The following is a 15261-nucleotide window of genomic DNA, read 5'->3' on the forward strand; positions in this document are numbered from 1 at the left end:
ACTTTTTGGTTGCAACAACAGTGTGTTTGTACTTCCCGTCGTCAATTAGGACGCTTTGCGTACCCGTAAGTACCAATCACACAACAGCCTGACTTGCTTTTGTGTATAGCCTTTTTCAACCATACGATTGACGAAGTCATCATGCTTTTTCTTGTCTTCTGACGATCCTTTTGTGTTAAACGAAATCACAGGCAGTAAGTCTTCCGTGTTCGAAAACATTTTCTTTTCGATAACCGTGCGTAGTTTCTCGTAGCTTGTCCATGCAGGGTTTTTGCCACCATTGCTGGCTCTGGCCCGTAACACAAAGTTCACGATCTCATTACGGAAATCTTTTGGATTGCTAATACCTGCGGGTTTTTCTGTTTTTTCAAGCTCTGCGTTTAAGGACTCTCGGTCAAACAGTTGCCCTGTTTCAGGGTCGCGGTATTCTTGGTCTTGGATCCAAAAGTCGGCGTAGGTTACGTAACGATCAAAGAGGTTTTGCCCATATTCAGAGTAAGACTCTAAATAGGCCGTTTGAATTTCTTTACCAATAAACTCCACATAACGGGGAATGAGGTAGCCTTTTAAATATTCACGGTAGCGATCGGCTGTTTCTTGCGGGAATTGCTCTCGTTCAATTTGGCGTTCCAGCACATAAAATAAATGCACGGGGTTCGCTGCCACTTCCTGATGATCAAAATTGAATACTCTTGATAAGATCTTAAACGCGAAGCGTGTTGATAGCCCTTCCATGCCTTCGTCTACACCGGCGTAATCGCGGTATTCTTGGTAAGATTTGGCCTTGGGATCGGTATCTTTAAGGCTTTCTCCATCGTAAACCCGCATTTTCGAATAGATGCTGGAGTTTTCAGGCTCTTTAAGGCGAGATAGCACGGTGAATTGGGCTAAGCATTCTAGGGTATCAGGGGCGCAGGGAGCGCCATTTAGCTCACTGGTGTCGAGAAGCTTTTTGTAGATACGCATTTCTTCTGAAACCCGTAAACAATAGGGCACTTTTACGATGTAAACCCGATCTAAAAAGGCTTCGTTATTTTTGTTGTTGCGAAAGGTTTGCCATTCCGATTCATTGGAATGGGCCAAAATTAACCCATCAAAGGGAAGGGCCGAGAACCCTTCTGTTGGATTATAGTTTCCTTCTTGGGTGGCGGTAAGCAAAGGATGCAGCACTTTAATTGGTGCTTTGAACATCTCCACAAATTCCATTAGCCCTTGATTACCTTTACACAAAGAGCCTGAATAACTGTACGCGTCGGGATCATTTTGCGCGTATTGTTCTAACCGGCGTATATCCACTTTACCCACTAGGGAGGAGATATCTTGGTTGTTTTCATCCCCAGGTTCAGTTTTCGCAATCCCAATTTGATCAAGAATAGAGGGATAAACCCGGACGACTTTAAACTTTGAAATATCGCCACCAAATTCGTGGAGACGTTTTCTGGCCCAAGGGGACATAATGGTTTTCAGGTAGCGCTTAGGCACCCCATACTCTTTTTCGAGAATCTGACCATCTTCTTGAACATCGAATAACGAGAAAGGATGGTCATTGGTGGGCGAGCCTTTCAACATGTAAATTGGAATTTTTTGCATCAGTTCTTTTAGCCGTTCAGCTAAAGAGGATTTTCCGCCCCCCACAGGACCGAGCAAATACAAAATTTGTTTCTTTTCCTCTAACCCTTGAGCGGCGTGGCGAAGGTAAGAGACAATCTGCTCGATGGCTTCCTCCATACCAAAAAACTCATGAAATGCCGGGTAGCGCGCTATCACGCGGTTGGAAAAAATACGGCTTAGTGCTGGATCGTTTGACGTGTCTATCATTTCCGGCTCGCCAATTGCTGCAAGCAATCGTTCGGCTGAATTAGCGTAAGCCATGGGCTCTGCTTTGCAGATGTCCAGAAATTCCTGAATTGTGAATTCTTCTTGCTGTCGTTCCTCGTAGCGTTGCTGGTAATGCTCGAAAATACCCATCGATTCCCCCAAAAAACGGACTTTCTTATTTACAGCTTAGTCCTGTTTGGCGACTTTAAAAGAATTTTTTCAGGATATTTGGGAATAAAGAAACGCGATTTGGTCTAATTGAAGAATGAACCTTTTTGATTAAAAATTGTCTTTACACCCAATCGCTTGCATTAACATTTATGCAATAAAAAGCCCGGCAGGCGCCGGGCTTTGAATTATTTAATGACTAAATATTACTTAGCAAAGTTTTCGCTTGCGAAAGTCCAGTTAACCAGCTTCCAGAAGTTTTCCAGATACTTAGGACGGGCATTGCGGTAATCAATGTAGTAAGCATGTTCCCAAAGATCCACAGTTAACAGTGGGGTAACACCTTCTTCTGTGATGGGCGTTCCAGCGTTGCTGGTATTAACGATGTCTAAAGAACCATCTGCAGTTTTCACTAACCAAGTCCAGCTAGAACCAAAGTTATTTACAGATTTATCGTCAAATGCTGCCTGAAAATCGGCAAATGAGCCCCATTTGGCATTAATTGCATCAGCAAGGTCGCCAGTTGGTTCGCCGCCGCCATTTGGGCTTAAGCAATGCCAATAAAAAGTATGGTTCCAGATTTGAGCGGCATTATTAAAAACACCACCTTCAGAGGTCTTGATGATCTCTTCTAAATCTTTGCTTTCAAGATCAGTACCTTCGACCAAGCCGTTTAGCTTAGTGACATAAGTGGCGTGGTGCTTGCCGTAGTGATATTCCAAAGTTTCAGCGGAAATATGTGGTTCTAGTGCATTTTTTTCGTACGGCAGTGGTGGAAGTTCAAACGCCATGTGAATTCTCCATTATTTAAATGAATTAATGTCACGGAACGTGTGGGACGTTTTCCACACACATTGGTGACAACGGTCAATGCTGATATAGGGGTTTTATTCGATAACACAATGACAGATTTATCATTTTTCGACAATAATGATAAAGAAATTTTCTTTTCGGCGTGTTTATCGATGATAGTGTTTCTAAGAAGGGCAGTGAGTTTTGGATCATAGGGAGGGATAATTAATTCCCCTAATTCGGGGCTGACCTCATTGACGGGTATGGTACACTGATTATATAAATAGCTAAGTTTATAGTAGTGGGAAAGGTCTTGAATCTTAATGTTTCAAGCCCATATTAAGAAAATCAGATCACTTTCACCCCTAAGAGGATTGAATGGAAAATAGTACAGAATCAACCGTTGATAAAATTAAACAGCAAATTGCTGAGAACCCTATTTTATTGTATATGAAAGGTTCGCCTAAGCTGCCAAGTTGTGGTTTTTCTGCGCAAACTGTTCAGGCGTTGATGTCATGTGGTGAACCGTTTGCCTACGTTGATATTTTACAAAACCCAGATATTCGTGCTGAACTGCCTAAATATGCAAACTGGCCTACCTTTCCTCAGTTGTGGGTTGACGGCGAATTAGTTGGCGGATGTGACATCATCATTGAGATGACCCAGCAAGGTGAACTTCAGCCGCTGATCAAAGAGACAGCGCAAAAGTATAAAACTGAAGAGTAAGTCAAAACTTCACTTTTTATTAGTTTAAAAGCCCGGTTTACCGGGTTTTTTTAGTTTTGAAATAAAATACGGTGAAAAAAGCAGCGGTAAAAGTATTGGCAAAAAGGGGGAGGAAAAAATTGCTAGCCCGAGGGAAAAGGGCAGGTAAACTTAGCAGACTTCTTTAAATAGGGATTCGTCAATAATGGTTGAATCGATAATTTGTTGTGCCATCTGAATACACTTACCGCACTGAGCACCCACATTTAAATGCTGGCGTAACTCGCGCAAATTACCCACACCGGCTTCTTCAACCGCTTGAGTAATGGCTTTATCAGTGACTCCATAACACATACATACGTACATAAGACTGCCCTTGCAATACAACTGTGAATGATAATAGTTGTTATTTATTGTAATGGCAAGGGTAAAAAGATCGTTTTTTTAGCCAATTTGTGCAGATGAGGTGTAAGGTGTTTTAAAATAATGGGCGCTATAAACAGCGACATCCTATTATCGGTAAGTAAAAACCTATTTATATTCAGTTTTGATAAACACCATCACCTTGAGGGAATAAACCATGAGCGTACTTGTTGGCCGTCCGGCCCCGGATTTTACTGCTGCCGCTGTATTGGGCAGTGGAGAGATTGTTGATACTTTTACTTTAAGTGAAGCAATTAAAGGTAAAAAAGCCGTGGTGTTTTTTTATCCTTTAGATTTTACCTTTGTTTGTCCGTCAGAGTTGATTGCATTTGATAAACGTTATGAGGATTTTAAAACCCGTAATGTGGAAGTCATTGGCGTGTCTATCGATTCTCAGTTCTCCCACAATGCTTGGCGCAATACGCCAGTGAACGAAGGGGGCATAGGGCCGGTGAAATATCCACTGGTGGCCGATGTTAAGCATGAAATTTGCCAAGGGTATGATGTAGAGCATCCTGAAGCAGGCGTCGCCTTTCGTGGTTCGTTTTTAATTGACGAAAATGGCATCGTGCGCCATCAAGTTGTTAATGATCTTCCCTTAGGTCGGAATATTGATGAAATGTTGCGTATGGTGGATGCCTTAAGTTTTCACGAAACCCACGGTGAAGTATGCCCTGCGGGCTGGAGTGAAGGTAAAGCAGGCATGGATGCGTCACCCGAGGGTGTGGCCAAATATTTGTCAGAACAAGCTGACAATTTGTAAACAAATAACCGTGGTGCTGTGGGTGTGTAAACACACCCACAACAACTCAAGACTTAGTTAATGGCCACCCACCTAGCTCTCGGTAGCGATTAGCAATAAAGCAAAACAGTTCTGCAGTACGCTGGGCATCATACAGCGCGCTATGGGCTTCATTTTGGTCAAAAGGGATCCCCGCCTCGCGGCAGGCCTTAACCAGCACGGTTTGTCCTACAGCAAGCCCAGCTAAGGTAGTGGTATCAAAAGACACAAAAGGGTGAAAGGGGGTGCGCTTTATTTTACTACGTTCTATTGCCGCATTGACAAACCCCTGATCAAACGCCGCGTTGTGGGCCACGATCACCGATCGCTGACATTGCGCTTCTTTCTGGTATTTACGAATATTTTTACACAGGTCTTTCATGACCTCTGACTCTTCGAGAGCGCCGCGCAGGGGGCAGTGGGGATCAATGCCGTTAAATTCTAATGCGGCCGGTTCCAAGTTTGCTCCTTCAAACGGGACCACATGGTGATGAACGGTGTGGTGGGGATGAAGCAATCCCTGGTCATCCATTTGAAGTGTCACCGCTGCAATTTCCAGTAATGCGTCGTTATGCGCATTAAACCCTGCGGTTTCAACATCAATTACCACAGGAAAGTAGCCTCTGAAACGGTCTTTTAAAGTGTCAGAACTGTCAGACATAGAAAGTAGTTTGCCTTAAATAATCAATCCAAGCATTCAACGATGATACCTTTTCGAAGAGAGTATGACCCTAGTTGGGTAACACCTTAAGGATCTTGAATGCGCAAAAGTAGGAAATTATCGCAGGATACGAGATTGGTATCTACCTTTGTCGTTTTGTGTCGGCCCATGACAGAGTAAAAACTAGGGCACAATGTGCTAAACTTTTTTTTTATACGGGCGATAATAAGAAAGTTCACGTTATCAAATTACCTTCAGGGCAAACTATGTTTCGACAGGCAATATTATGTTTATTGCTGGTTTCAGCAACCAGCCAGTCTGCAATGAGACAGTATGCGGCGTCAGTGGAGACGTCAAATTGGCAATTAGCAAATGAAAGCCGATTACAGTGTACATTATCCCATCCCGTGCCTGGCTACGGTAACGCCATGTTTGTAAGTCAGGCATCGAAGCAGCTGAATATGGAATTTGAGCTCGATATGCACCTACTGCCAAAATCATTCGATGTAGCGGCGGTGTATTCCGTGCCCCCTTCTTGGATGCCTGGTGCCATACCTAAGCCCATTGCTGATATGACCTTGCGTACCCAATATAACGGTGATCTGCCAGAAAAAGCCGCTTGGACAATGCTTAGCGAATTGGAAAAAGGGTACTGGCCCACCATTTACTATCAAGATTGGTACAATCAATACGACAAGGTGGCGGTGGCGCTAAACGCGAGCAATTTTTTGCCTGTATACCGTCAGTTTGTTAATTGTGTCTCTCAACTTCTCCCTTATAGCTTTGACGATATTGCTTATACCGTGTTGTCTTACAAGAAAAACAGTACCGATTTGACCAAGTACGCAGAGAAGCGTTTAGCCATGATTGGCGAGTATCTAAAAGAAGATACCGACTTAGAATTGGTATTGCTTGACGGTTATACCGATAGTTATGGGGGGCGCTGGAATAACGAGCAACTGTCATTACGTCGCGCCGATCAGGTTAAAACCTATTTCACTGCTATGGGCGTTGATGGTTCACGTATTGAAGTGAGCGGTCATGGTGAGAAACGTCATATTTCACCCAATATTAACAGTGATACCCGGGCGTTAAACCGCCGAGTCGTGGTGCGTTTGTCGAAAAGCTAATAGCCACAACACAACCACAATACCTAATGGCTTAGATACTGTTTGACCGGGGGTACTTGGTCAGTAAATAGCCCGTCTACGCCATTGGGTTCAGTTAGTAATGTTAATAACTCTTCGGCAGTGATATCGCCAGGCAGTGCATCCATCCGAAATGTATAGGGGTGAATAAGCAATTTGACTTGTTTTGCGTAAGCTACCCACTTTTGAAGCGCAGCGGGCCGGTTGTTTTCCTTATCGATAACTTGAGGTAGCCATGGACCGATACCGTCAACATACCGTGCTAATTCATCGAGTCCTGGCTTAGTCAGTAAATAGTCGAAATCTGTGGTGGACTCGCCCCAGTGGTTTTCTCCAATTAGCTGTATTAGTTTGCCCTTAAAATGAAAGGACTCCCGCAAACGTTTAAGCTCCATAAAATCAAAACACTGAACATAAAGCTTGGCGTTTTCAGCGGTTAAATTGTGCTGGTGTAAAACATCGAGTACGGTGGCGGAAATATCCACGCCTTGGGCACGATGCCAAGCCGGAGATTTTATTTCTACATAAAATCCCACTTGGGCATAAAATGTATGATTAAGTTGTTGAATAAGTTCGATATGAGTACTTAATGGTGCAATGTGAAAATCGCCATGCTTACCCTGGTAACGTTGAGAAAAAACCCGGTTTCCCACATCGTCGGTACGCTCATGGACTTGTAATCTTTTAAGTTCATCATAGGTGAAATCCAGCACGTACCAGCGACCATCACTGCGAGCCCGTTCAGGGTAAACTTCTTCCACATTAGTGACGGTTTCTAAATGGATATCATGCAAGACAACGGCAACGCCATCTTTGCTTATTACTACATCTTGCTCAATATAATCCGGTAGTTGGGTAAACGCTAACGTGGTGGAGGCAAGGGTATGTTCTGGCAGATACCCAGGTGCGCCCCGATGAGCAATAATATCAAAGGCATAGGCAGAGGTAGTACACACACATTGGCAAATAATAAAATAAAAGAAGTGTCGTACTAATACCATAAATTTTCGCCCAATTGACTACTGATGCCTGCTTTAGGGGCATTGTCCGTGAACAACACGACATTTTTATGACAACGAATTCGAGATTGTAGGAGTAGGGCTACCTGTGAGTACAGGTAGCCAATCAGAGCCGTTAAAAGGTGTTGCTCTTAACGTCACACCGACTTAAATACGGATCAATGACGTTTAAAAGGTGGGCGTCCAATTAGGGCGGGTTTTTCTTGCTCTAGAGTGACTTCTAATTGAGCAACATCATACACAGGTACCCGCTTTATCGAACGTTTGAACGGCGGCTTGCCACTCATGTCTACGGTTCTTACTTCCACATACTCAACGGGAGTATTAACGGTTTCAAGCTTGGCAACGTCATGGACGTCTAATTCGACCATGGTACGTTTAAAAGGCGGTTTGCCGGAGTAATCCACAACCTGAACTGTGTGAGTTTGGGTATTGGCAAAAGCAGCGCTGGCGCTAAAAAGTATAAAAGATGCCGCACCTAAAGAGAGCGGCAGAGAGCTAAATTTTAATAATTTCATCACAATGTCCTTAATTTATGCATTTAAACGGTGCACGGCGACAGTATATTTTTTCGACTTATATGATGAAACCTCAGTTCGTGATAGGTATTCCGTATCAGAAATGGGGTGTTATGCCGCACCCTATGCATAGGAAGGCGTTTTTTTGCTTATTTTTGCGCAAAAATGGTGCATTAGCAGGGGTTGCGCACCATTACAGTATTTTTTTTGTCTATTCACTCTTACACGTAATAGGGAAATTAGCTAACTTTCAGTGTCTTAGTGAAGTGGTCTCAGAGTTGCTTTGTGTTATGTGGTTAAATAATTAGCATGGGCAAGGTAAGTATGAATGGTTGGTCGCATTATCTTTTTGCTTTATCCGTACAAATAGGAGCGCTTTTCTTGAGTATGGGCGTAAGTAATGCCTATTGCGCTGATGATGTGACGCACACCTTTTCTTTATCACGTCACAGTGGGGGGACGCTCTATGTGGACATCACCTTAGAACAGGGGATATCTGCACCATTTTTAGTGGATACGGGCTCAGGGCTTGTCACTTTAAATAAAAAAACCTTCGATGCACTAAATCGCGATGATGCGCTGGTTCCCGTTGGCGAAGTTGCAGCTCGCATGGCAAATGGCCGGATCCACGCTATAAAGCAATACCGATTGCAGTCATTACGAATCGGCAATAGCTGTGAGCTTGGTCCCATAGATGTGGCAGTTTTGCCTAATGGCAGTAATATTTTAAGTATTAATGCGCTGCTACGGGCTGCACCGATGACCCTTTCTGCCGATGCCCTTACCTTATCAGGGTGCCGCACAGACATGCTGGTTATGGAAAAACCGGCGTTCTAACCCATTTGTCTTTTATTCAGACTTTTCTTTAAACTCACACAAGTCTTCAATAATGCAGCTTCCACAACGTGGTTTACGGGCAATACAAGTGTATCGCCCATGCAGGATTAACCAGTGGTGCACATCAACTTTAAATTCTTTCGGCACTACTTTAAGTAATTTTTCTTCTACTTTCTCAACGGTTTTACCCATGGCAAGTTTAGTGCGGTTTGAAACGCGGAATATGTGGGTGTCCACGGCTATTGTAGGCCAGCCAAAAGCGGTATTTAACACCACATTTGCTGTTTTTCGACCTACACCGGGAAGCGCTTCTAAGGCTTCTCTGCTTTGTGGTACTTCACCCTGATATTTTTCTAACAGTATTTCGCTTAAACGATGTACGTTTTTCGCTTTCGAATTATATAGACCAATGGTTTTTATGTATTCTTTTAGCCCATCAACACCTAAATCTGCGATGCCCTGTGGCGTGTTGGCTACCGGAAATAGTTTTGCTGTTGCTTTGTTCACACTGACATCGGTGGCTTGAGCAGACAAGGTTACCGCAACCAACAATTCAAAGGGAGTCGAAAAATTCAATTCTGTGGTGGGATGGGGGTTTTCTGCCCGAAGACGGGTGAGAATTTCTCTTCGTTTGATATTGTTCATAATTTATGTTTATTGCTCTGCGGTAACTCGAATTCGGGTAACCGTTTTACTCGCTGGTGCTTGCTTGGCAGCATGTAACCGGTCAATGTAATTTTTTGCCGCAATAATAAACCCCATGCCAATGAAGGCGCCGGGTGGCAGTATCGCTAACAAAAAAGGTTGATCAGTGTGAAACAGGGTGATGGTCCAGTTTTCAGCAACCGCGCCAAAAAGCCTGTCAGCGCCTGCAAGTAATGTCCCTGATCCTAATGCTTCGCGAAGGCCGCCCAGTAACATTAAAATAAACGTGAACCCTGCGCCCATCATTAATCCATCTAAGGCAGAGGGGACGATGGGGTTTTTAGAAGCATAGGCTTCAGCGCGGCCAATAATGGCGCAATTGGTTACAATAAGGGGAATAAAAATACCTAGGGTAAGGTAAAGCTCGTAAGTGTAAGCATTCATAAGTAGTTGCACTATGGTCACAAATGCCGCGATCACCATTACAAAAACCGGGATCCGTATTTCATTACTTACCACATTTCGAACAAGGCTTACGGTGATATTCGATCCCACCAATACTAGGGTGGTGGCAAGGCCAAGCCCGAGGCCGTTGATCACTGTGGAGGTAACCGCCAGCAATGGGCAGAGCCCTAACAGCTGTACTAACGCGGGGTTGTTTTTCCATAAACCCTGTAAGGTAAGTTCTTTCCACTCATTCATGATCATTTACCTGCCTTGTCTATATCGCAATGGGTAGGCTGCGCAAATAAACTCTCTTTATTTGCCTCTACATATAACAACGTGTTTTTCACTGCTTTAACCACCGCGCGGGGGGTAATAGTGGCGCCGGTGAATTGATCAAATTGTCCGCCGTCTTTTTTAACCCGCCAAGCTGACAGGGTGTCATCGCTGAAGATGATCCCGTTAAAACTGGTGATCCAATCACTCACGCTACGCTCAATTTTATCGCCGAGTCCAGGAGTTTCTTTGTGATCCACCGACCGAACACCCAATACACGCATGCTATCGTCAACCCCAACCACAAGCTCAATATTGCCACTGTAACCGTCTGGTGCGGTGGTCTCAAGGGCTAGTGCGGTGGGGACGTTGTCCATGCGTGCTCGATAGACATGATGCACACGGTCGTTGCCCAGCAATGGGTCGATCACTTCGGTACAATCTTGATAAAGGGAATTGTTGTAAAGGGTTTCTGGCACCACTTCGTTGAGTACCGACAACAGTCGCTTTTGTTGTTGCTCTTTGATTTTGTCTTGGGTACCGAAAAAAGTAATGGCAATTAACGCGGTGGTGATCAGCGCAAATATACCCAACATAACGCCATTTTTTAAAATACTATTCATGGTTAATTACTTTCCCTTGTGGCCATAAGTGCGAGGTTGGGTGTAGTAATCGATAAGCGGTACCGCCATATTCATGATGATCACGGCAAACGCCACTGCATCAGGGTAACCGCCAAAGTTTCTAATAATGATGATCCAAAAGCCAATCATGGCGCCAAAAATGATCCGCCCTTTTGCTGTGGTTGAAGCCGATACGGGATCGGTAGCAATAAAGAAGGCGCCAAATAATACGCTGCCGTTAAGGAGATGAAAAAGCGCTGAACCGTATATATCTTGGTTGATAAGGTGAAGAACGGTGGCGCAAAAAGCAATACTGACAATTAAACTGACGGGAATATGCCAGCTAATAATTCGGGTTTTAAGAAGAAATAGCCCGCCTATAAGATAACTAACACTGACCCAAGCCCAACCCGTACCGCTACTGACAAAGGGGCCGCCTTCATAGACCTGACTGGTTAATAATTCATTGTAGGTTGAAGCCTGGGTTAACCCGGTTTTAAGATGATCTAGAGGGGTGGCAGAAGATACCCCATCGACGGCCTGCAACCCTTGTTCTAAACTAAGCCCGCTGGGCGTATAGCCGGTAAATATAAGATGAAGCATATCACTGAATGTGAGCGTAACAGCATGTAACGGGGCGGGTGGTATCCATTGGGTCATGGCCGCCGGAAATGAAATTAGTAGCACCACATAAGCTACCATTGCAGGGTTAAATAAGTTGTAACCCAAGCCGCCGTAGAGTTGCTTCACAATACCAATGGCAAAGATCACACCAATCACCGTCATCCACCAGGGTAAGGCCGGAGGTAAACTCACTGCAAGTAAACAGGCGGTCAGTACGGCACTGTAGTCGCTGAGGTTTCTTGCTACGGGCTTATTTCTTATCGCAAGAATACTGGCTTCTACAACCAGAGCGGCGATTGTTGCAATGGCAATTTGAATGAACACGCCCCAGCCAAAGAAATAGCTTTGGCATATCACGCCGGGCACCATAGCATACAAAACCATTCGCATAACCTGACTGGTGTCACGGTCGGCGCGCATGTGGGGTGAACTTGATAGGGTCAGTTTCATTGGCGACTACTTATTCTTTTCTTGAGCGGCTTTTTTGGCCTTCGCTTTGGCGACGGCAGCGGCAATGCGTTGCTTTTTCGCTGCTTGGGCATCCTCTGCGCTGTCTGACACCGGCGGGACGTTTTGTCCATCGGTGCTCTCGTTAGATGCCGGCGGGGTGTCCGTGTGTTGTTGTGCGGCCTGTTGTGCCGCTTTTTTAGCTTTGGCACGGGCTACCGCAGCAGCGACCCGCTGTTTTTTCTCTGCTTGAGCATCCTCAGCGCTGTCTGACACCGGCGGTACGTTTTGTCCATCAGTGCTTTTGTTCGATGCCGGCGGAGTGTCCGTGTGTTGTTGTGCGGCCTGTTGTGCCGCTTTTTTGGCTTTGGCACGGGCTACAGCAGCAGCAACCGCTGCTTTTTTGTTATCTTGCGGCGCAGACGAGGTTTCGTTGGCGGTGGCGTCTGAGTTACCAGCTTGCTGGGCTTTCTTCGCCTTGGCTCTGGCCAGTGCGGCTGCCACTTTATCTTTAGAACTACTGGTTGTCTTGTTATCGACAGCGGCTAAACGGGCTTCTTTGGCCTTTTGGTGTTTGGCTTCCCGTTCTAGCTTTTCTCTTTCTAGGCGGGCTTTGCGCGCTTCAAAACGGGCTTTGGCTTTATCCGCTTTGTTTCGTTCGTCCCGCTCTACTCGAATGTCAGACTTTGCCTTTCGATAATAATGCACAAGGGGGATTTCGCTGGGGCATACATAGGCACAGGCGCCACATTCAATGCAGTCAAACAAGTTATATTCTTGTGCTTTATCGTATTCTTTCGCTTTACTGTGCCAGAAAAGCTGTTGGGGCAAAAGATGGACCGGGCACGCATCTGCACACGCGCTACAACGAATACACGCGCGTTCGTCGCTGCCGTGGGTTAATTCATTATGGGCAGGGATCAGCAAACAGTTGGTGGTTTTTACCACAGGTACGGCGGCGTCATTGAGGGTAAAGCCCATCATTGGCCCCCCCATTATCACTTCTGGCTGTTTTTGTTGTTTAGGGAGATACCCTGCCACCGACAAAAGATGATTAACCGGTGTACCGATACGAGCCCAATAATTACCTGGTCGTTCTACCGCGCTACCGGTTACGGTAACAATGCGTTCTATCAGCGGTTTACCCCGTAATATTGCATCGGCAACGGCAAAACAGGTGCCTACGTTGAACATGGTAATCCCCACGTCAATAGGAAGGCCGTCTCGTGGTACTTCTCTGCCCGTGAGTATTTGAATAAGTTGCTTTTCACCACCTGCGGGGTATTTCGTAGGTACGGTGACAAGGTGAATATCGGTACGAGATTCACATGCCTGTTTCATCACCGCAATCGCGTCGGGTTTATTATCTTCAATGGCAATCACCACTGCTCGAGGGCTTAGCAGGTGGGTAAGAATATCTACGCCTTCTAAAATTGAGGCGGCTTGCTCTCGCATAAGTCGGTCATCGGCAGTGATGTAGGGCTCACATTCAATACCATTGATAATGAGAAATTCAACGGATTTACTGCCCGACGCTTTGATATGAGAAGGGAATCCCGCGCCGCCCATACCTGCTACGCCGGCATTGCAGATTTGAGAGACGAGTTCACTTTTTTCTATTTCTAAGTAATGGGGCGTTGGTGTTAATGATACCCAAGTATCATGGCCGTCAGGTGTTATTTGAATACAGGTTTCTGACAGCCCACTGGGATGAGCGGTAACATGATCGCCAATGGCCTTTATTGTGCCCGAGGTGGGGGCATGAATAGGAACGGAAAATGCCTGGCTACTTTGGGTAAGAGGCTGCCCCTTTTTAACCTGCTCACCTTCTTTTACCAGAATTTGACCATCGGTGCCGATATGTTGGCGTACCGGCACAATTAATTGTTCTGGAAGGGAAGGGTGGACGGTACAGGTTTGATTGGATAGGTGCTTGTTTCCCGCCGGATGAACGCCGCCAGAAAATGACCAAGTTTGCCCTTTGTCTAACCGTGAAATAATGTCTTCAAACTGAGGTAACTGCACGTCTAAGATACCATTTTTACAGGAATATCGCCTTTGGGCGTTTGTTTAAAGTCCCAACGCCATGATGCCGTGGTTGTGGTAACAGGGACCATATCAATACAATCAACAGGGCAGGGGTCGACACACAAATCGCACCCAGTGCATTCGTTTGTCAGTACAGTGTGCATCTGTTTGGCGGCACCTAAAATCGCATCTACCGGGCAAGCCTGAATGCATTTCGTACAGCCTATACATTCATCTTCACGGATGTAAGCGACTTTTTTAACATCTTCTTCGCCATGAGAGGCATCGAGGCTTTTGGCTTCTTTACCGGTTAAATCGGCTAACTTTTTAATGGTTGCCTCGCCACCTGGCGGACATTTGTTAATTTCGTCGCCATTGGCAATGGCTTCAGCATAGGGTCGACATCCAGGATAACCACATTGTCCGCACTGGGTTTGCGGTAAAATTTCATCGATTTGATCGACCAAGGGATCAGATTCAACCTTAAAACGGATACTGGCGTAACCGAGAAGTAAGCCAAACCCGAGGGCAAGAAGACCCACCGTAATTAATGCCACCGACATACTCATTACACCTTCACCAGACCACTGAAGCCCATAAATGCTAACGACATTAATCCGGCAGTTACCATGGCGATAGAAGCCCCCCTAAACGCGGTGGGCACGTCGGCAGCTGCAATGCGTTCTCGCATGGCGGCAAACAGCACTAGTACAAGAGAGAAGCCCACAGAAGCACCAAAGCCATATATGAGGCTTTCAACAAAGTTATGCTGTTCGGTTAGGTTTAACAATGCTACACCCAACACTGCACAATTGGTGGTGATAAGTGGAAGAAAAATACCTAATAATCGGTAGAGGGTCGGGCTAGTTTTATGGACGACCATTTCAGTAAACTGAACAACCACAGCAATAATGAGAATAAAAGCTAAGGTACGCAGATAACCGATGCCCAACGGCACCAGTAGGTAGGTCTCAACGAGATAACTGGATACCGATGCAAGGGTTAGCACGAAAGACGTTGCCATGGCCATGCCCAAGGCCGTTTCAAGTTTACCTGACACACCCATAAACGGGCACAGTCCTAGAAACTTAACCAGAACGAAATTGTTAACCAGCACTGTACCTACAAGAAGTAAGAAAAAGTCAGTCATAAATCTATCGTCAACTTAAACCAGAATGCATATAAAACTAGGAAGAATACGTGTTTTTTTATTTCGGCGGGTATTATCGCTTTTTGTGGGGCGATACACAACTTGATGAGAATACTTAATAAAACGAAGAAGAAGTTGGCTCCCCGCCCCGTCC

17 protein-coding genes are annotated in these 15261 nt (G+C 45.3%); 4 read left to right on the forward strand and 13 right to left on the reverse strand.

Annotation, left to right across the window (positions count from 1 at the left end):
• Nucleotides 1-45: 45 nt before the first annotated feature.
• Nucleotides 46-1968 carry a PrkA family serine protein kinase gene (locus KO501_RS07565; RefSeq protein ID WP_216029023.1) on the reverse strand — a complete coding sequence of 641 codons (1923 nt, stop codon included), beginning with the start codon at nucleotides 1966-1968 and terminating at the stop codon, nucleotides 46-48.
• A 224-nt stretch (nucleotides 1969-2192) separates the two neighbouring features.
• Entirely contained in the window at nucleotides 2193-2777 is a 585-nt protein-coding gene (sodB, locus tag KO501_RS07570; protein WP_216029024.1) for a superoxide dismutase [Fe], read from the reverse strand.
• Nucleotides 2778-3156: 379 nt separating this feature from the next.
• Here sodB and KO501_RS07575 point away from each other — a divergent pair, with 379 nt between their 5' ends.
• Nucleotides 3157-3504 (forward strand): Grx4 family monothiol glutaredoxin, encoded by a 348-nt coding sequence (locus KO501_RS07575; RefSeq protein WP_216029025.1) that lies wholly within the window; start codon nucleotides 3157-3159, stop codon nucleotides 3502-3504.
• A 150-nt stretch (nucleotides 3505-3654) separates the two neighbouring features.
• On the opposite strand, the gene KO501_RS07580 is transcribed toward KO501_RS07575, so the two are convergent.
• Nucleotides 3655-3849, reverse strand: coding sequence for a (2Fe-2S)-binding protein (locus KO501_RS07580; RefSeq protein WP_216029026.1), 195 nt, complete (start codon nucleotides 3847-3849; stop codon nucleotides 3655-3657).
• A 214-nt stretch (nucleotides 3850-4063) separates the two neighbouring features.
• Here KO501_RS07580 and KO501_RS07585 point away from each other — a divergent pair, with 214 nt between their 5' ends.
• Nucleotides 4064-4669, forward strand: coding sequence for a peroxiredoxin C (locus tag KO501_RS07585; RefSeq protein ID WP_216029027.1), 606 nt, complete (start codon nucleotides 4064-4066; stop codon nucleotides 4667-4669).
• Between the two features lie 46 nt (nucleotides 4670-4715).
• On the opposite strand, the gene rnt is transcribed toward KO501_RS07585, so the two are convergent.
• Nucleotides 4716-5348, reverse strand: coding sequence for a ribonuclease T (gene rnt / locus KO501_RS07590; RefSeq protein WP_216029028.1), 633 nt, complete (start codon nucleotides 5346-5348; stop codon nucleotides 4716-4718).
• A gap of 266 nt (nucleotides 5349-5614) precedes the next feature.
• On the opposite strand from rnt, the gene KO501_RS07595 reads away from it, so the two are divergent.
• Entirely contained in the window at nucleotides 5615-6478 is an 864-nt protein-coding gene (locus KO501_RS07595; RefSeq protein ID WP_216029029.1) for an OmpA family protein, read from the forward strand.
• A gap of 23 nt (nucleotides 6479-6501) precedes the next feature.
• On the opposite strand, the gene glpQ is transcribed toward KO501_RS07595, so the two are convergent.
• Entirely contained in the window at nucleotides 6502-7497 is a 996-nt protein-coding gene (gene glpQ / locus KO501_RS07600; protein WP_216029030.1) for a glycerophosphodiester phosphodiesterase, read from the reverse strand.
• A gap of 176 nt (nucleotides 7498-7673) precedes the next feature.
• Nucleotides 7674-8033, reverse strand: coding sequence for a hypothetical protein (locus KO501_RS07605; RefSeq protein ID WP_216029031.1), 360 nt, complete (start codon nucleotides 8031-8033; stop codon nucleotides 7674-7676).
• Nucleotides 8034-8357: 324 nt separating this feature from the next.
• On the opposite strand from KO501_RS07605, the gene KO501_RS07610 reads away from it, so the two are divergent.
• On the forward strand, nucleotides 8358-8870 hold the full coding sequence (locus tag KO501_RS07610; protein ID WP_252728194.1) for a retropepsin-like aspartic protease: 513 nt from the start codon (nucleotides 8358-8360) through the stop codon (nucleotides 8868-8870).
• Nucleotides 8871-8882: 12 nt separating this feature from the next.
• Here the strand turns inward: KO501_RS07610 and nth are convergent, their stop codons facing one another.
• The 7 genes from nth to rsxA are packed head-to-tail and all read right to left on the reverse strand — an operon-like array spanning nucleotide 8883 to nucleotide 15107.
• The gene (gene nth / locus KO501_RS07615; protein WP_216029032.1) at nucleotides 8883-9515 is read right to left on the reverse strand and encodes an endonuclease III; all 633 of its coding nucleotides are present in this window, start codon (nucleotides 9513-9515) and stop codon (nucleotides 8883-8885) included.
• Between the two features lie 9 nt (nucleotides 9516-9524).
• On the reverse strand, nucleotides 9525-10217 hold the full coding sequence (locus KO501_RS07620) for an electron transport complex subunit E (RefSeq protein WP_216029033.1): 693 nt from the start codon (nucleotides 10215-10217) through the stop codon (nucleotides 9525-9527).
• 2 nt (nucleotides 10218-10219) lie between these two features.
• Nucleotides 10220-10858: an electron transport complex subunit RsxG gene (gene rsxG, locus KO501_RS07625; RefSeq protein WP_216029034.1), complete on the reverse strand. Its 639-nt coding sequence runs from the start codon at nucleotides 10856-10858 to the stop codon at nucleotides 10220-10222.
• A gap of 6 nt (nucleotides 10859-10864) precedes the next feature.
• A complete protein-coding gene (rsxD, locus tag KO501_RS07630) occupies nucleotides 10865-11932 on the reverse strand; it encodes an electron transport complex subunit RsxD (protein ID WP_216029035.1) in 1068 nt (355 codons plus the stop codon).
• A 6-nt stretch (nucleotides 11933-11938) separates the two neighbouring features.
• Complete coding sequence (gene rsxC, locus KO501_RS07635; RefSeq protein WP_216029036.1) at nucleotides 11939-13954, reverse strand: electron transport complex subunit RsxC; 2016 nt, start codon at nucleotides 13952-13954, stop codon at nucleotides 11939-11941.
• Nucleotides 13955-13956: 2 nt separating this feature from the next.
• Entirely contained in the window at nucleotides 13957-14526 is a 570-nt protein-coding gene (rsxB, locus tag KO501_RS07640; RefSeq protein ID WP_216029037.1) for an electron transport complex subunit RsxB, read from the reverse strand.
• Nucleotides 14526-15107, reverse strand: coding sequence for an electron transport complex subunit RsxA (gene rsxA / locus KO501_RS07645; protein ID WP_216029038.1), 582 nt, complete (start codon nucleotides 15105-15107; stop codon nucleotides 14526-14528). Before rsxA ends, rsxB begins: the two co-directional genes overlap by 1 nt.
• Between the last annotated feature and the right edge of the window lie 154 nt (nucleotides 15108-15261).

This window comes from Alteromonas sp. C1M14, assembly GCF_018860965.1.
GTDB lineage: Bacteria > Pseudomonadota > Gammaproteobacteria > Enterobacterales > Alteromonadaceae > Alteromonas.